This window comes from Methylobacter sp. BBA5.1 (assembly GCF_000746145.1).
Lineage (GTDB): Bacteria > Pseudomonadota > Gammaproteobacteria > Methylococcales > Methylomonadaceae > Methylobacter > Methylobacter marinus.
In genome coordinates, this window is sequence record NZ_KN050816.1 from 31,572 (window position 1) to 48,315 (window position 16,744).

The 16,744-nt window shown below is 56.4% G+C and carries 21 protein-coding genes and 1 pseudogene; 10 read left to right on the forward strand and 12 right to left on the reverse strand.

The window, feature by feature from the left end; all coding sequences use genetic code 11:
* The 10 genes and pseudogenes from EK22_RS25065 to serA all read right to left on the reverse strand — a co-directional run.
* Positions 1-656, reverse strand: a pseudogene (locus EK22_RS25065) (protein TolA); the annotation flags it as partial.
* 7 nt (positions 657-663) lie between these two features.
* On the reverse strand, positions 664-1,110 hold the full coding sequence (gene tolR / locus EK22_RS21985; RefSeq protein ID WP_020159989.1) for a protein TolR: 447 nt from the start codon (positions 1,108-1,110) through the stop codon (positions 664-666).
* Positions 1,107-1,784, reverse strand: a complete 678-nt coding sequence (gene tolQ / locus EK22_RS21990) for a protein TolQ (protein WP_020159988.1) — start codon at positions 1,782-1,784, stop codon at positions 1,107-1,109. The genes tolR and tolQ overlap by 4 nt, the downstream gene beginning before the upstream one ends.
* Positions 1,774-2,175: a tol-pal system-associated acyl-CoA thioesterase gene (gene ybgC, locus EK22_RS21995; protein ID WP_020159987.1), complete on the reverse strand. Its 402-nt coding sequence runs from the start codon at positions 2,173-2,175 to the stop codon at positions 1,774-1,776. The genes tolQ and ybgC overlap by 11 nt, the downstream gene beginning before the upstream one ends.
* Before the next feature lie 138 nt (positions 2,176-2,313).
* Positions 2,314-3,348, reverse strand: coding sequence for a Holliday junction branch migration DNA helicase RuvB (ruvB, locus tag EK22_RS22000; protein WP_036254532.1), 1,035 nt, complete (start codon positions 3,346-3,348; stop codon positions 2,314-2,316).
* Positions 3,345-3,944, reverse strand: coding sequence for a Holliday junction branch migration protein RuvA (gene ruvA, locus EK22_RS22005; protein ID WP_020159985.1), 600 nt, complete (start codon positions 3,942-3,944; stop codon positions 3,345-3,347). The genes ruvB and ruvA overlap by 4 nt, the downstream gene beginning before the upstream one ends.
* A complete protein-coding gene (ruvC, locus tag EK22_RS22010) occupies positions 3,941-4,441 on the reverse strand; it encodes a crossover junction endodeoxyribonuclease RuvC (protein ID WP_027147374.1) in 501 nt (166 codons plus the stop codon). The genes ruvA and ruvC overlap by 4 nt, the downstream gene beginning before the upstream one ends.
* A 51-nt stretch (positions 4,442-4,492) precedes the next feature.
* A complete protein-coding gene (locus EK22_RS22015) occupies positions 4,493-5,248 on the reverse strand; it encodes a YebC/PmpR family DNA-binding transcriptional regulator (protein ID WP_020159983.1) in 756 nt (251 codons plus the stop codon).
* 68 nt (positions 5,249-5,316) lie between these two features.
* A complete protein-coding gene (locus EK22_RS22020; RefSeq protein WP_020159982.1) occupies positions 5,317-5,958 on the reverse strand; it encodes an HAD-IB family phosphatase in 642 nt (213 codons plus the stop codon).
* Complete coding sequence (serA, locus tag EK22_RS22025) at positions 5,955-7,538, reverse strand: phosphoglycerate dehydrogenase (protein ID WP_020159981.1); 1,584 nt, start codon at positions 7,536-7,538, stop codon at positions 5,955-5,957. Before serA ends, EK22_RS22020 begins: the two co-directional genes overlap by 4 nt.
* A 95-nt stretch (positions 7,539-7,633) precedes the next feature.
* On the opposite strand from serA, the gene EK22_RS22030 reads away from it, so the two are divergent.
* Genes EK22_RS22030 through glp form a run of 9 tightly spaced genes read left to right on the forward strand, consistent with a single transcriptional unit; the run spans position 7,634 to position 13,214 of the window.
* A complete protein-coding gene (locus EK22_RS22030) occupies positions 7,634-8,134 on the forward strand; it encodes a peroxiredoxin family protein (RefSeq protein WP_020159980.1) in 501 nt (166 codons plus the stop codon).
* Positions 8,135-8,137: 3 nt separating this feature from the next.
* A complete protein-coding gene (gene hemJ, locus EK22_RS22035) occupies positions 8,138-8,563 on the forward strand; it encodes a protoporphyrinogen oxidase HemJ (RefSeq protein WP_020159979.1) in 426 nt (141 codons plus the stop codon).
* A 2-nt stretch (positions 8,564-8,565) separates the two neighbouring features.
* Entirely contained in the window at positions 8,566-9,345 is a 780-nt protein-coding gene (locus tag EK22_RS22040; protein ID WP_020159978.1) for a bifunctional hydroxymethylpyrimidine kinase/phosphomethylpyrimidine kinase, read from the forward strand.
* Positions 9,345-9,977 carry a thiamine phosphate synthase gene (gene thiE, locus EK22_RS22045; RefSeq protein ID WP_020159977.1) on the forward strand — a complete coding sequence of 211 codons (633 nt, stop codon included), beginning with the start codon at positions 9,345-9,347 and terminating at the stop codon, positions 9,975-9,977. The genes EK22_RS22040 and thiE overlap by 1 nt, the downstream gene beginning before the upstream one ends.
* On the forward strand, positions 9,974-10,318 hold the full coding sequence (soxX, locus tag EK22_RS22050) for a sulfur oxidation c-type cytochrome SoxX (protein WP_020159976.1): 345 nt from the start codon (positions 9,974-9,976) through the stop codon (positions 10,316-10,318). Before thiE ends, soxX begins: the two co-directional genes overlap by 4 nt.
* A 30-nt stretch (positions 10,319-10,348) precedes the next feature.
* Complete coding sequence (gene soxY / locus EK22_RS22055) at positions 10,349-10,819, forward strand: thiosulfate oxidation carrier protein SoxY (RefSeq protein WP_020159975.1); 471 nt, start codon at positions 10,349-10,351, stop codon at positions 10,817-10,819.
* A gap of 1 nt (position 10,820) precedes the next feature.
* Positions 10,821-11,132 carry a thiosulfate oxidation carrier complex protein SoxZ gene (soxZ, locus tag EK22_RS22060; RefSeq protein WP_020159974.1) on the forward strand — a complete coding sequence of 104 codons (312 nt, stop codon included), beginning with the start codon at positions 10,821-10,823 and terminating at the stop codon, positions 11,130-11,132.
* On the forward strand, positions 11,095-11,958 hold the full coding sequence (soxA, locus tag EK22_RS22065) for a sulfur oxidation c-type cytochrome SoxA (protein ID WP_036254537.1): 864 nt from the start codon (positions 11,095-11,097) through the stop codon (positions 11,956-11,958). The genes soxZ and soxA overlap by 38 nt, the downstream gene beginning before the upstream one ends.
* Complete coding sequence (gene glp / locus EK22_RS22070) at positions 11,955-13,214, forward strand: molybdopterin molybdotransferase MoeA (protein ID WP_036254539.1); 1,260 nt, start codon at positions 11,955-11,957, stop codon at positions 13,212-13,214. Before soxA ends, glp begins: the two co-directional genes overlap by 4 nt.
* Positions 13,215-13,403: 189 nt before the next feature.
* On the opposite strand, the gene EK22_RS22075 is transcribed toward glp, so the two are convergent.
* Together EK22_RS22075 and EK22_RS22080 are read right to left on the reverse strand one after the other, a co-directional pair.
* Complete coding sequence (locus EK22_RS22075) at positions 13,404-14,168, reverse strand: ABC transporter permease (protein WP_036254542.1); 765 nt, start codon at positions 14,166-14,168, stop codon at positions 13,404-13,406.
* Positions 14,165-15,094, reverse strand: coding sequence for an ABC transporter ATP-binding protein (locus tag EK22_RS22080; RefSeq protein WP_036254545.1), 930 nt, complete (start codon positions 15,092-15,094; stop codon positions 14,165-14,167). The genes EK22_RS22075 and EK22_RS22080 overlap by 4 nt, the downstream gene beginning before the upstream one ends.
* Positions 15,095-15,235: 141 nt before the next feature.
* Between EK22_RS22080 and ppx the strand changes: the two genes are divergently transcribed.
* A complete protein-coding gene (gene ppx / locus EK22_RS22085; protein WP_027147372.1) occupies positions 15,236-16,735 on the forward strand; it encodes an exopolyphosphatase in 1,500 nt (499 codons plus the stop codon).
* Positions 16,736-16,744: the final 9 nt, after the last annotated feature.

Genomic DNA, 16,744 nt, shown 5'->3' on the forward strand with positions numbered 1-16,744 from the left:
GCCTTCTTTGCCGCCGCTTTCTCGGCCGCTGCTTTCTCCGCCGCCGCTTTCTCTGCTGCTGCTTTCTCGGCCGCTGCCTTCTCCGCTGCTGCCTTCTCCGCTGCTGCCTTCTCCGCTGCTGCCTTCTCCGCTGCTGCTTTCTCCGCTGCTGCTTTCTCCGCGGCCGCCTTCTCTGCCGCCGCCTTCTCGGCGGCAGCCTTGGCTTTGGCTGCTTCGGCTTTTTCAGCCGCCGCGATTCTTTCCGCTTCGGCTGTTTCTGCGGCGGCTTTCTCGGCCGCCGCTTTAGCCCGAGCAGTTTCAGCTTGCTCGGCGGCCGCTTTTTCTGCCGCGGCTTTCTCGACCGCCGCAACTCTTTCCGCTTCGGCCTTTTCGGCAGCCGCTTTGGCAGCTTCAGCCCGCTGTTGCTCTACTAGTTGCTGCCGTTCTAGTGCTTCTGCCAGCTGTTGCTCTGCCCGGGACTCATCCTCTTTTTCAGGCTGAGCGTCGGCTTCCGGAGGCACGTCAATTTCTTCCAGGGAAGCCTGGATAATTTCCGGCGTCGGCTCCTTGCTTTCTTTAGGCTTGATGTCGAAACTCAGCGTAAACAGGCCGAAAAGCACAACATGCAGCGCTAAAGCCAGGATAAACGGCCATACGAATCGTTTTTGACTATCCATCTATTCTCTATTGCCCATCAGGTTTAGTCATCAGCCCTACATTGCTTAACAAACCGGTTCTTTTCAGCTCGGCCATTACCCTGACCACTTTGCCGTATCCCAATGTCTCATCGGCATTGATCAGAACCTGGGTTTGCGGTTTATTGCTCAGGATGGCCGCCACCCGCGCGCTTATCTCTTCAGCCAGTATAGGCTCATCCTTGCCGTCGCCGTTGCTGATAAAATATTGTTCCTGCTTGTCGATCGTAACGACGAGCGGCGGATCATCTTTCTGTTCTACCGTTGCCGATTCGGCTTTCGGCAAATCAACTTTCACCCCCGTCTGCAGCATCGGTGTCGTGATCATAAAAATAATCAGCAATACCAGGGTGACGTCAATATAGGGAACGACATTGATTTCAGCCATCGGTTTTCTTCGTCCGCGGCCGCGTTGATTGCTTGTTTGTGGACTCATTTGTTGTGCGCCTGTCTTTGCAATAATACGACGAACTCCTCAACGAATAATTCATAACGGCCGGTCAATCTGTCCAGGTGCGTGGAAAAGCGGTTATAGGACACAACGGCCGGTATCGCGGCAAACAGGCCGATAGCGGTTGCGATCAAGGCCTCGGCAATACCGGGCGCCACTTGCGCCAGGGTCGCCTGCTGGACATTGCCCAGGGAACGGAAGGAATTCATGATACCCCACACCGTACCGAACAGGCCGATATAAGGGCTGGTCGATCCGACGGTCGCCAGAAACGGCAGGTGCTCGTCAAGCCGGTCCAGTTCCCGCGACAGTTCGATGCGCATGGTGCGCTGAGCGCTTTCCACCTGCACGCCGGGCTCGACATTGCCGGCCTGCCGCATGCGGGAGAATTCCTTATAGCCGGCCAGGAAGATTTTCTCTATGCCTTCCGGCTCGAAGTCTTTTGATGTCAATTTTCTGTAGAGATCGGCCAGCGGCACGCCGGACCAGAACTGCTCTTCGAATTCATCGGTAATTTCCAGGGCCCGGCTAAGCACTTTGCGTTTGGAAAAGATAAATGTCCACGATATTATCGAAGCCGTCAATAATATCAGCATGACAAACTGAACGACAAAACTCGCTTCGGTAATCAGGTGGATAATGGATAAATCAGTATTCATTCTTTAACTGCTCTTGTAAACTCTCAGGGATTACTTTAGGGCGCATGGTTTCTGCATTCAGACAGGCAATGCGAATGACGCCCCTGCACAAAACCTCATCGCCCCGTGTTATTTGTTGCTCAAAATCGAAACTGGCTTTTTTAATAAAACTTATTTCGGCACTGACCTGCAACTGGTCATTAAACCGGGCCGGGAGCAGGTAATCGACCTGTACGGACCGCACGACAAAAATCGTCCCTTCCGCCATCAATCGATCCTGTTCATGCCCCATCGCCCTCAACATTTCAGTTCTTGCCCGCTCGAAAAACTTCAGGTAATTGGCATGAAACACTACGCCGCCCGCATCGGTGTCTTCGTAATAAACCCGTACCGGCCAGATAAATCTTTTCATTATGTTTATTCCCTCATTGGTGAGCCCTCTGGAACCACGCCGCTATCAAAAAACCGTGAGCCGACACTCTTTAAAGCATAAAGGGCGACTAAAAAGTCACCCTCATGCCACTGCGCTCTTAACTTAACCAATTAATTATTATGTAAATATGTCTTCCGATACGCCCTGTTGTTGCGGTGGTTGCAGACCAAAGTGCAGGTAGGCGTGCTGAGTCACCACGCGCCCGCGCGGCGTGCGCATGATAAAGCCCTGTTGCAGCAGATAAGGCTCCAATACATCTTCAATCGTGCCGCGCTCCTCGCTGATCGCCGCCGCCAGCGTATCGAGCCCTACCGGGCCGCCGGCGAAGCTTTCAATCATGGTCAGCAGCAATTTGCGGTCTAGGGCATCGAAACCGTTATTATCGATTTTCAGCATAGCCAGCGCCTGGCTGGCCGCTTCTTCCGTCACGATGCCGTTGCCCTTCACTTCCGCATAGTCACGCACGCGGCGCAGCAAGCGGTTGGCGATGCGGGGCGTGCCGCGCGACCGGCGCGCAATCTCGTGGGCGCCGCCTTGCTCCATGCTGATGCCCAATACGTTTGCCGAGCGCGCGACGATGCTGGCCAGTTCTTCGATGGTATAAAACTCCAGCCGCTGCACAATGCCGAAGCGGTCCCGCAACGGGGAGGTCAACAAGCCGGCCCGGGTGGTCGCGCCGACCAGCGTGAACGGCGGCAGATCCAGTTTGATGGAACGCGCGGCCGGCCCCTCGCCGATCATGATATCAATCTGATAATCCTCCATGGCCGGATACAGGATCTCCTCAACCGCCGGGCTCAAGCGATGTATTTCATCAATGAACAAAACATCATGCGCTTCAAGATTGGTCAGCAGCGCGGCCAGATCGCCGGCCTTGTCGAGCACCGGCCCCGAGGTCTGGCGAATATTAACGCCCATTTCGGCCGCGATGATATTGGCCAATGTGGTTTTACCGAGGCCCGGCGGCCCGAAGATCAGGACATGATCCAATGCCTCCTGGCGCGCTATCGCCGCCTGGATAAAAATCTCCATTTGTGCGCATAATTCCTTCTGCCCGACATAATCGACCAGGCGCTTGGGCCGGATGGCCCGGTCCTGCCGTTCCTCATCCGAAAGACTGTGCGCGGTAATCATGCGATCTCTCTCTATCATCTTACGGCACCCTGCAATGCCGACCTGATAATGTCTTCACAGCTTTTGTCCTCGGTGCTGATGCCTTGCACCATTTTGCTGGCATCCTGCGGCTTGTAGCCTAATGCGCATAAAGCGCTGATCGCTTCCTGCCGGGGATCCTTGGCGGCCGGGAAAACCGAAGTATCGACCTGTATTGTGGAACTACCCCCGAGATCGGGCAGCCTGTCGCGCATCTCGATAATCAGGCGTTCGGCGGTTTTTTTACCCACCCCCGGCAAGCGGACCAAAGCCTGCGTGTCATTATTATGAATACAATGCCGGAATTCCTCGGCACTCTGCCCGGATAAAATCGTCAACGCCAGCTTGGGGCCGACGCCGTTGACCTTGATCAGGTTCCTGAACATCAGACGATCCGATTCGGCCAGAAACCCGAACAGAATATGGGCGTCTTCGCGAACGACAAGGTGGGTATGCAATTGGACTTCCTCACCGATGGCCGGCAGATTGTAAAACGTCGTCATCGGCGCTTCGACTTCGTAGCCGACCCCGTGCACATCAAGTAACAGCATCGGCGGCGCTTTGAGCACCAGTTTGCCGCGCAGGAAACCTATCATCGCGCCCCGCCCTGCTGCAATCGCCGCGCGGTTTGCTGATAGTGGGCATGACACAGAGAGATCCCCAAGGCATCGCTGGCGTCGATCTGCAACTCGCCTTGAAGATTGAGCAGAATCTTCACCATATGCTGGACCTGAAGTTTCTCGGCGCTGCCCTTGCCCACCAGCGCCTGTTTAACCTGCCGGGCGGCATATTCGAATACCGGCAGGTCGGTGACCTGAACCGCGCAAATGGCCGCGCCGCGGGCTTGCCCGAGCTTAAGCGCGGAATCGGCATTTTTATGCATGAAGACCTGTTCTATGGCCATTTGCTCAGGTTGATATAAATCGACAATTTCCAGTACACCATCAAATATTTGCTTGAGCCGGTCAGGAAAATAATCGGCGCTGATGCGGATACTGCCGCTGGCTATATAACGATAACCGCGCGGCGATTCCTCGATAATGCCGTAACCGGTAATTCTTGATCCGGGGTCTATCCCTAAAATGCGCGTCACAATGAATGGTGCCTGCAAGTGGTAATGGAAAGGCTGAAAAGCCAATAGGTCTTATGCCTTTTCAGACAACTGCTCCATGATGTCTTCGCTGATGTCGGCGTTGGAATAGACATTCTGCACGTCGTCCAGGTCTTCCAGTCGGTCGATCAGGCGCATCATTTTCTCCGCGGTTTCAGCGTCGAGTTCGGTATTGGTGGTTGCCTGCATGGTGATTTCGGCGTTATCAGGCTGAAAGCCCGCCGCAACCAGGGCATCCTTGACTTCCAGATAGCTTTCCGGCGTCGTCATGACATCCATCGAACCGTCATCGTTGGTGACCACATCTTCCGCGCCGGCTTCCAGCGCCGCTTCCATCAGCGCGTCTTCGTCAACCGAATCGGCATAAGTGATAATGCCGACCTTATTGAACATATAAGCCACGGAGCCGTCGGTCCCCAGATTACCGCCTGCTTTGGAAAACGCATGGCGGACTTCGGCAACGGTACGGTTACGGTTATCGGTCAAGCAATCGACCATGACGGCCGTGCCGCCGGGACCGTAGCCTTCGTAGCGCACTTCTTCATAATTAACGCCTTCCAGCGTGCCGGTTGCTTTCTTGACGGCATTGTCAATGGTATCGCGCTTCATATTGGCGCCCAGGCCTTTGTCTATCGCTGTCCGTAGAGACGGGTTGGTCGCCGGGTCGCCGCCGCCGGATCTTGCCGCTACTGAAATTTCTCTAAGGATTTTAGTGAAAAGCTTGCCGCGCAAGGCATCCTGTCCGGCCTTGCGGTGTTTGATATTAGCCCATTTACTATGTCCAGCCATTGTCTCTCTCTAGTAACAGTTTAAAATTTAACGATTTTAACATTCTGTCCGGCGCTAATCGATACACTTTATAAAATATACGGCAGAATGGCGGTCAATGAAGGCTCGACAATATAAATATCCGCTTGTTCGCGCACAATGGACCGGTCCGCCACGCCGCCAAAACCGATCACATAAGCCCCTGCCTGCCTGGTCTCCATGTCGGTCTTGCCGTCGCCAATCATAACAAGGGATGCTTGCGGCCTGCTTAACTGCCGGCAGCAATCCGCTTTGCCGCCGGTTCTGGCCAGAGGCGAGGCCTGGTCATAATCGCGATAGCGGCCATCCTCGTCAAAATAAACATCGACGGCATGCACATGGCTTTCCGGCAGATCCAGATACCTGGCCAGAGGCAATAAGGCCTGACGGATGCCGCCGCTGATGATATGCAGTTCCTTGCCTTGCGCCGACAGCGCGGCAAACACCTCCCTGACGCCTTCGACAATTTCCTTGACATACAGGTCCGCCAGCCAGTCAACGCCGGCCCGGTCCGGCCTGATCAGCGACAGGCGCCGTCCATAGACCGCTTCCAACGGCAACTCGCCGTTCATGGCCGCCTCGGTCAGCCTGGACATTTCCTCGCCCAATCCGATGCGCCGGGCCAGTTCGTCTATCCCCTCTATCCGGCTTAAAGTACTGTCGCAATCAAAACAAACAATATCGAAACTCATAAATTGATCTGGGTCGCTTTATGCACGGCCCCGATGCCGCACAGCTGCTGCAACAAATCATCCGTTAACGGCTCGGAAACACTGATCACCGCCATCGCCTGCTGCTGCTCATCGGCCGTGCTGACTTCCATTCGGGTGATATTGATATTGGCATCGCCCAATACGGCGCTGATGGCCGAAATCACGCCCGGCCGGTCCTCGTGGCGGGTAATCAGCAACGTACCCTGAGGCACGACTTCAAGGTCGAATTGATCGATGGAAACAAGGCGCGGATGACGGCCGCCCAGCAAGGCGCCCGCCAGGGTAATGCCCTGGTCGGCATAGTGCCCGGTCACCTTGATCAGCGACAGGTAATCCTGCGTTTCCTCCGTTTTCGACTCAATCAGCGAAATGCCCTGGCGCCGGGCGATATTCTCGGCATTGACGCGATTGACCGGCGTTGACACATGCTCGCTCAGCACGCCGATCAGCGCCGCGACCGAAACCGGACGCGCCTCGACTTCCGCCGCCCTGCCGAATAACGCCACCTCTATCTTTTCCAGCGGATGGGTAGCCAGATTAACCAGCACTTTGCCCAGAATATTGGCCAGCGTCATGAATTCGCGTGATTTTTTCAGTTCTTCCGCCGACAATCTGGGCAGGTTCAAGGCATTGACCGCTTCGCCGGTTTTCAGGAAGGTAACGGCCTGTCTGGCGATCTCGACACTGACGGCAACCTGCGCTTCGCTCGTGGACGCGCCCAAATGCGGCGTAAACACGATATTATCCAGTTCCAGCAAGGGTGAATTGGCGGGCGGTTCATGTTCATAGACGTCCAGCGCCGCGCCGGCGATCTGACCGGTCTTCAGGGCCTCGTACAACGCGTCTTCATCGACCAGTCCGCCTCTGGCGCAGTTGATCAGCATCGCTTCCTTCTTCATCATGGTCAGCTGGGTGCGGCCTATCAGGCCGCGTGTTTTCTCGATCAAGGGACAGTGCAGGGTCAGGTAATCGGCTTGGATCAAGAGCTCATCGAGCTCCATTGACTCGACGCCCAGATTCTCGAAGATCTCCGGCGTGACAAAAGGATCATGCGCGATCACGCGCATTTTCAGGCCTAAACCGCGCTGGGCGACGATCCGCCCTATGGTGCCAAAACCGATGATGGCCAGCGTCTTGTGCGCGACTTCGGAGCCCATCAGCCTGGCGCGCTCCCATTTGCCCGAGCGGATGGAGCGGTCGGCGGCCGGCAAATGCCGGCTTAGCGACATCATGTGGGCGATGGCCAACTCAGCCGTGGTCGTGGCATTGGCATCGGGCGTGTTCATGACGATAACGCCCTGCTCCGTGGCGGCAGCCAGATCGACGTTATCGACGCCGATGCCGGCGCGGCCTATCAGCTTCAGGCGCGTGCCCGCCTGCAATACTTTTTTCGTGACTTTGGTGTCGCTGCGTATCAACAGCGCGTCATAATCGCCGATAATCCCGCAGAGCCCTTCTTCGTTCAATCCTGTCTCGATATGCAGCTGTATATCGGACTGATCATGTAAATAATTGATACCCGCTTCCGCCAACTTATCTGAAATAAGGATTTTTTTCATAGAGACAATCTCCGAAAGACTATGCGCTAAAAAGACCTATAGCTTAACAGCTTTGCTATAATCCCGATATTACCAATAGTTGACATTTTAAAATAATGAAAATCAAAGACCGGCTCTTAGGATTATCGTTACTGGTGCTGATTTCGGCCGTGCTCTGGATAGGCTTTGGCAAAACCGTGACGCCGGCGCCCGATACGACTTTCACGACCATCACCGGCAAAAAAATCGCCCTGCATGAACTGCGCGGCAAGCCCGTGCTGGTCACCTTCTGGGCCACCGACTGCCCCGGCTGCATGGAGGAGATCCCACACCTGATCGATCTTTACCGGAACTATCACGACCGGGGACTAGAAATTATCGCCGTCGCCATGTATTACGACCCGCCAAACCATGTCGTCACCTTCACCAAAGACAACGCATTGCCTTACGATGTTGCACTGGATTTGCAGGCGGAGCATGCCAGGGCATTCGGCGATGTCCGGCTGACGCCGACCACGTTCCTGATCACGCCGGACGGTTCGATTGCCTTGCAAAAAATCGGCGCGTTCGACCCGGACGACATGAAAACCCGTATTGAAACCCTGCTGAAAGGATAAGCCATGCTCTGGTTAAAAGCATTTCACCTGATTTTTATGGTCACCTGGTTCGCCGGCCTGTTCTATCTGCCGCGCCTGTATGTCTATCACGCCATGAGCGAGGACGCCATCAGCAACGAGCGCTTCAAGGTTATGGAGCGCAAACTGTATTACGGCATCACGACGCCGGGCATGATCCTGACCTTCATCTTCGGCATCTGGATGCTGGCCGATTACGCCTGGGCCCTGTACGGGTCGGCCGGCTGGCTGCATGCCAAACTGGCGCTGCTGGCGCTGCTGGTGGTCTATCACGTTTTCTGCGGGATCTGGCTGCTCGACTTCAAACACGATCGCAACCAGCGCGATCACGTCTTTTACCGCTGGATGAATGAAGTGCCGGTGCTGTTTCTGCTCGGCATCGTGATTCTGGCCGTCGTCAAGCCGTTTTGAGCATGAACCGTCCCGTCGTCCTCTGTTTTTCCGGCCACGATCCCAGCGGCGGCGCCGGCGTGCAAGCCGATATCGAGACCCTGGTCAGCCACCGGTGCCATGCCGCCAGCGTGATCACGGCCCTGACCGAACAGGATACGCGCAATGTCAAAAAGCTGATTCCGCAACGGCCGGACGACATCATCAGCCAGGCCGGCACCCTGTTGGCCGACCTGCCGGTCAAGGCCATCAAAATCGGCCTGATCGGGCATCATGACACGGCCGCTGCCATTGCTGCGATATTGACCCGCCATCCCCGGATTCCGGTTGTGCTGGATCCGGTGCTGGCGGCGGGCGGCGGCGCCGAGCTGTCGACCGACCGGCTCATCGCCGCCGTCACCGACCAGCTGCTGCCCCGCACGTCCGTACTGACGCCCAACAGCATGGAAGCGCGCCGGCTGACCGGCCTGACCGACCTGCATAACTGCGGCCTGGCGCTGCTCGATAAAGGTTGCGAGTACGTGTTGATTACCGGCACGCATGAAACTTCACCCGCGGTCAGCAATCAACTGTTTCATGACGGGCGCCTGCTCGAAACCTTTACCTGGGACCGGCTGCCGGACAGCTACCACGGCTCCGGCTGCACGCTGGCTTCGGCCGTGGCCGCGCTGGTCGCGCAAGGGCTTGCGCCTTTCCAGGCCGTCATGGAAGCCCAGGAGTACACCTGGAATGCGCTTCAGGCCGCCTATCGCCCCGGCCAGGGCCAGCACAACCCCAACCGTTTTTTCTGGATCGACGACTGATGAAATTTCCGACTACCGGGCTTTACGCGATCACCCAGACCGACCACAAAGCCATCGACACGATTATTGACGAGGTCGCGGCCGCCATTCGGGGCGGCGCGGCCGTCGTGCAGTATCGCGACAAGAACCCCATCGATGCCGTGCGGCTGGCCCGCGAACTGGCCGGACTCTGCCATCGCCATGACGTGCCGCTGATTATCAATGACGACGTCGAATTGGCTGTCCAGTCGGGTGCCGACGGCGTTCACCTGGGCAAGGAAGACGGCCATATCATTGAGGCCAGAAAGCGGCTGGGCGCGAACGCCATTATCGGCGTATCCTGTTATGATTCGCTCAAACGCGCCGTCGAAGCCGAACAAGCAGGCGCCACCTATGTGGCTTTCGGACGGTTTTTTCCCTCCTCATCCAAGCCGCTGGCCGCGCCCGCGCGCATTGAGACGCTTGCGCAAGCCCGGCGCGCGCTGCGTGTCCCCATCGTGGCCATTGGCGGCATCCTGCCCGGCAACGGCGCGCCATTGCTGGCGGCCGGCGCCGATATGCTGGCCGTCATCGGCGGCATTTTTGACCGGCATCCCGAGCAATCGGCCCGCGCCTACCAGCCCTTGTTCAAAGGCGCCCCCATTCCGTCATGAACATCCGCCTCATTGTTCCCTCGCTGTTGCTGCTGTCCTGCACCGGCATGACCGGCATCCCTGAACAGCGGCTGGACGAAGGCAGGCAAATCGCATTCGACCGCAACAAAGGCAACTGCCTGGCCTGTCATGTGATTGAAGACGGCGAAGCGCCGGGCAATATCGGCCCCGCCTTGTCGGCGATACCGAGCCGGTTTAAAGACAAGCGGCAACTGCGCGAACAGATCTGGGACGCGACGCGCTTTAACCCCGAAACCAGCATGCCGCCCTTTGGCAGAAACAACGTTCTCGACGCCGAGGAGATCGACAAGGTCGTCGATTATCTCTGGAGTCTGGAATGACATATCAGTAACACAGACCGGAGTATCAATATGTCCGTCAATCGCAGGGAATTCCTGAAAAAGTCTATTTCGTTCGGCGCCTGTTCCGTGGCGGCGGCCAGCGGCTTGCTTAGCGCTGAATCGGCCAACGCGGAATGGGTCGCCGAAAACTTTGCCCCGAGCATACTGGAAGAAACGCTGAAAAACCTGTTCAAGGACCAAAAGCTTATCGAAACCGACAAAATCAATATCAAAATCCCGAAAATCGCGGAGAACGGCGCCGTGGTCCCCATTACCGTCACCAGCAGTCTTGACGGCATCGAAAACATTTCCATTCTGGTCGAAAAAAACCCCGTGCCGCTGGCCGCCCGGTTCGACCTGTCGCCCGAACTTGAGCCGTTTGTATCGGCCCGGTTAAAGATGGCTGAGACCTCCGATGTCATCGTCATTGCGCAGACCGGCAATAACCTGTACAGCGCCAGGGAAACGGTCAAAGTCACCATCGGCGGCTGCGGAGGCTAACATGGGCAGCATCAAGATCCGCAGCAAACGCATCGACGGCAAGACCCAGATCAGAACCCTGATCGCGCACCCGATGGAGCACGGCCGCAACATCGACAAAAAAACCAACCAGCCGATCCCCGCGCACTTTATTCAAGAGTTGACCGTCACGCATAACGGCAGGATCATTGCCAACTGCACCATGGGCGGCAGTATTTCCAAGGATCCCTATTTCGCCTTTATGCTGAAAGGCGGCGAGCCCGGGGACAAAATCGTTATCAGTTGGGTGGACAATCTTGGCCGCAAAGACTCTGAACAGCACATTATCAAGTAGCGCCCTGCTGCTCGGCGGCCTGCTCTGGCTGCTGCCGGCGGCGCCTTCGCATGCCGATCCGCTGCAGGACCAGCAAGATTTCCGGCAGCATTACCGGCAACTGTTCCCCGGACTGACACTGCCCGATTACGCCGAAGGCGTATATGCGATCGATCCGATCGCGCGCCAGTCCTGGCAAGCGATCGAGGAATTCCCGCCTTATGAGGCGGCCATAGAGCAAGGCGAAGTCTTATTCAACACGCCTTTTAAAAACGGCCGCCGTTATGCCGATTGCCTGCCCGATAAAGGTATCGCCATCGCGCACGAATACCCTCGCTGGGACCGCGCCAAGGGCGAAGTCATCACCCTGGCTCGCGCCGTCAATGACTGCCGCACGGACAATCATGAAGATCCCTTGCCCTATGAAAAAGGCGACATAGCCAGCCTGCTGGCCTATCTGGCGTTTACCTCGCGCGAAAAGCCGATCACGGTCACGATACCGGCCGACGATCCGCGCGCCCTGGCCGCCTACCAGCAGGGCAAGGATTTTTACTACCAGCGCCGAGGCCAGCTGAATTTCGCCTGCGCCACCTGCCATGTGCAAAACGCAGGCCGTCAACTGCGCTCCGAAATCCTCAGCCCGTCCCTCGGCCACACCAGCCACTGGCCGACTTATCGGTTAAAATGGGGCGAAATGGGCACCCTTCACCGGCGCTTCAGGGAATGCCTGGCACAGATCAAAGCCCGGCCCATCCCCGCCCAAAGCCCGGAGTTTAGGAACCTGGAGTATTTTTTGAGCTTTATGAGCAACGGCATTCCCACCAACGGACCCAGCACGCGAAAATGATTACGACCCAACCCAGCTGCAACGATATCCATGAACCCGGCCTGATCCCCGTCAAGGACGCCCTGGCCCGGATATTGGCCGCCGTGCCCGCAGTCAGCGGTTATGAGCGCCTCAATATCGAGCATGCCAGAGGCCGCACGCTTTACCAATCGGTCATCTCGGCCGTCAATGTGCCGGCGCATACCAATTCCGCCGTCGACGGTTACGCGCTGCATGCCGAAGACCTGCCCGGCCAGGGCACGCGCCGGCTGGAAATCATTGGCCAGGCCTTTACCGGCAGGCCGTATGCCGGCGACACGGCACGCGGCCAATGCGTCCGCATCATGACCGGCGCCCCCATGCCGGCAGGGTTGGACACCGTAATCATGCAGGAACAGGTCCAGCTGTCCGATAATTCCATCGAACTGGACAGCCGGCACAAAGCCGGCCAGAACGTCCGCCAGGCCGGCGAAGACATCCGCCAGGGGCAGAGTGTTCTGCAGCCGGGCAAATACCTGACGCCGCCCGATATCGGCCTGTGCGCCTCGCTCGGCATCGCCGAAATCAACGTATGCCGGAAACTTAAAGTCGCCATCGCCTCGACCGGCAACGAAGTATTCGGCATCGGCCAGACGCTGGGCACCGGCGGCATTTACGACAGCAACCGTTACAGCCTGCTGGCGGCGCTGGACCGCCCCGATATCGAAGTCATCAATTTAGGGATACTGGAAGATGACCCCGAGACGCTGCTGAAGCGTTTCCAGGAAGCCGGCGCCTATGCCGACGTGATCATTTCCTCCGGCGGCGTGTCGGTCGGCGAAGCCGATTACACGAAAACGGCGCTGCAGGGTTCCGGCCAGGTCGACTTTTGGAAAGTCGCCATCAAGCCCGGGCGGCCCCTGGCTTTCGGCCGGATCGGCAAGGCCGCGTTCTTCGGCCTGCCCGGCAATCCCGTGGCGGTCATGGTGACGTTTTATCAGTTTGTGCTGCCCGCCCTGGAAAAAATGCTGGGCATCACCGACAAACCGATCGCCCCGGCCTTCCTGGCCAAAGCCTGCGAAAACCTGCGCAAGAAACCCGGCCGCACGGAAATCTATCGCGGTATCATCGAACAGAGTGAACACGGGGAATGGCGCGTAAAAACGACCGGCAAGCAGGGTTCGGGGATTTTAAGCTCGATGAGCCTGGCGAACGCGTTCATCATTCTGGCCCATGACAGCACCGACATCAAAGCCGGCGAATGGGTGACGGTGCAGCCTTTTTCGGGGATGTTTTAATTAAAGACGGGTCGGGGAGCCCGTTTGCCGGGTCAAGCGCCAGCACTTTTAACAGCGGTAGGGCACGCACTGCGTACCTTTTGGAATTTCATTCATCTGAACATTTTGAAAACTGGTACTACACCCTGAACTAGCCGTCCATGCCGGGTTTCCGCTAAAGCGCCAACCCGCCTACGCGTGACGCGTGCTCTAATTCTTAATCCCCACACCCTTATGCAGCAAAAACAGGCTGAAAAGAATCAAGACAACACTGAAGCCGCCGGTCATGACAAAGGCAATCGTAACGTCCACATCGGTTACGCCGATCAGGCCATAGCGAAAGGCATTGATCATGTACAGGATCGGATTGCCCAGGGAAACCGTCTGCCAGACATCCGGCAGCATGTCGACCGAGTAAAACACGCCGCCCAGATAGCTCAACGGCGTTAATATGAAGTTCGGGATGATGGAAATATCGTCAAAACTGTCCGCGAACACGGCATTGATAAACCCGGCCAGCGAGAAGACTGTAGCCGTCAATACGGCTATCGATAAAGTGACGGCAATGTTGTTGATGGCGATATCGGCAAAGACACGCGATATTAACGCCACAACAAGTCCCACCAGCAAACCGCGGATAATGCCGCCGCTGACATAGCCGGACAGGATCACCCAGTTGGGCACCGGCGAAACCAGCAACTCCTCGATATTGCGCTGGAACTTGGTCGAATAAAACGAGGACACGACATTGGCGTAGGAATGGCTGATCACGGACATCAGAATCACGCCCGGCACGATATAATCCATATAGCTGGCGCCGCCGACCGTGCCGATCCGGTCGCCGATCAGCTTGCCGAAAATCAGAAAATACAGCGCCGTGGTAATGGCCGGCGGCAGCAGGGTTTGCGGCCAGATGCGGATAAAGCGCTGGACTTCCTTTTTGACAATGGTTCTAAGGGCTATGGCATGATTCATTGCAGTGACTCGTCGGATTCTTGATCAATCAAATCCATAAACAGTTGTTCCAGCCGGTTGGTCCTGTTTTTCAGGCTGATCACCTTGATATTGCGTTCCGTCAACAACTTGAACAAGGTATTCAGCCCGTACTCCTTGGGCACGCCCACGTTCAGCACCTTGTCCGAAACGCGCTCGATCTGATAGCCCTCGATAACCGGCACCGCATCGATCGGTTCGGCCAGATCCAGCACAAAATAATCGATGTTCAGCCGGGCCAGCAGACTGGCCATGTCGGAATTTTCAACGATCAGGCCGTGATTGATAATGGCGATATTCCGGCACAGGCTTTCGGCTTCCTCAAGATAATGCGTGGTCAGAATGATGGTCGTGCCCTGCCGGTTGACTTCCTGCATCATTTTCCACATCGAGCGACGGATTTCGATATCGACGCCTGCCGTCGGCTCGTCCAGAATCAGCAGCTTGGGCGCATGAACCAGCGCGCGGGCAATCATGACCCGGCGCTTCATGCCGCCCGACAAACGCCTCGATACCATGTCGCGTTTATCCCACAGATCCATCTGCTTGAGGCATTGCTCGGTCCGCTGCAGGGCGATTTTGCGCGGCGTGCCGTAATAGCCGGCTTGATTGAGCAGGATATTCTTGACGGTTTCAAACTGGTTGAAATTGACTTCCTGAGGCACCAGGCCGATGCAGCTTTTCGCCCGGGCCCGATCGTGCCGCAGGTCATGTCCGAAGATACTGACCGAACCGCTGGTGGCATTGACCAGGGAACTGATAATGCCGATGGTGGTGGATTTTCCGGCCCCGTTAGGTCCTAGCAACGCAAAGAAATCACCGGCTTCGACATCAAGATCAATGCCTTTTAAAGCCATAAATCCATTGTTATAGATTTTTTTGAGATTTCGAATTGATAATGCCTTCATGCTAAAACTAACACTTAACGGAAGCCTTCAAATAAGTTAAATTAAGCGTCGCATCCATTAGAACACTATGAGATGGATAGCTAAAAAGTTTGTAATTTTATCAGATCTTTAAAAGTTTCGTAGACTAAAACCGGATAGCTTGTGCCAAAGAAACCGCCTGAAATCGTTGCCGCTGTAGACCTGGGGTCGAACAGCTTTCACATGATCGTTTGCAGCCTGGCCGATGGCAAACTGCAAACCATCGACCGGCTTAAGGAGATGGTCAGACTGGCATCCGGACTGGACAAGAAGCACAATCTGGATGTCGCCACGCAAAAAAGGGCGCTGGAGTGTCTGCAGCGATTCGGCCAGCGAATCCGCAACTTTCCGCCCGGCAGTGTCCGAGCCGTCGGTACCAACACCCTGCGCACGGCCAAAAACGCCGCGCAGTTTCTGGCCAAAGCCGAAAAAGCCCTGAATCATCCTATCGACATCATTTCCGGCATAGAAGAGGCGCGCCTGATTTATCTGGGCGTCGCGCACAGTCTGGGCACCAACGCCAACCTTCGCTTCGTGATGGATATCGGCGGCGGCAGCACCGAATATATTATCGGCCAGGATGCCACGCCCAGGAAAAAAGAGAGCCTGCCCATGGGCTGCGTTTCGGTCAGCAATAGCTTTTTCAAGAACGGCAGGCTGTCCAAACACGCATTTACCCAAGCCGTCCTGTTTGCCGAGCAGCAATTGGAACCCTTCGCGAAACAGTTCCAGCGCAAAAACTGGGACGAAGCCATCGGCGCTTCCGGCAGCTTGCGCGCCATCGACAAAGTCCTGCAGATCAAGAACTGGAGCAACAACGGCATCACGCTGGACGGCCTGGAACAACTGATCGCCCATATCAACCGCTGCGACCATATTAACCAACTGGCTTTGCCGGGACTCGACCCGGAGCGCCTGCCGGTATTCCCGGGCGGCGTGGCAATCGTCTACGCCACCTTCAAAAGCCTCGGCATCGAGCAGATGACCGTTTCCGACGGCGCGCTCAGGGAAGGCCTGATCCAGGACTTACTGGGCCGGATTTATGACCGCGACATTCGCTCGGCGACCGTGCAGACACTGGCCGAGCGTTATCATACCGACAAGGAACACGCGGAGCGCGTCAGGCAGACCGTTCACTACATGCTGGCTCAGCTCAACAGCGCCGTATGTCTTTTCAACAATGAAAACAGCGCGCAATTTCTGGACTGGGCGGCCTCCCTGCACGAGATCGGCCATGATATCGCCCATAACCAATACCATAAACACAGCGCCTATATTATCGAGAATGGCGATCTGGCCGGCTTTTCCAGGCAAGACCAGATTTTGCTGGCCACGATTGTCAGATCGCATCGGCGTAAATTCTCGCATAGCCGTTTCAGCGGCTTGCCGTTTCCCTGGGACATCGACGCCCCCTATCTGGCCATTATTCTGCGCCTGGCCGTCCTGTTGCGCCGCAACCGCCACGAGCACCAGTTACCGGACTTTAAGATCGCCATTGTAAAATCCAAAATCAGTTTACAGTTTCCGGATAACTGGCTGGCCCAGTCGCCGCTCACCTATGCCGATTTGATCCAGGAAGCCGACTATTTAAAGTCCTCAGGCTTCAAGCTGGAGTTTTTATAAGCTATCCTT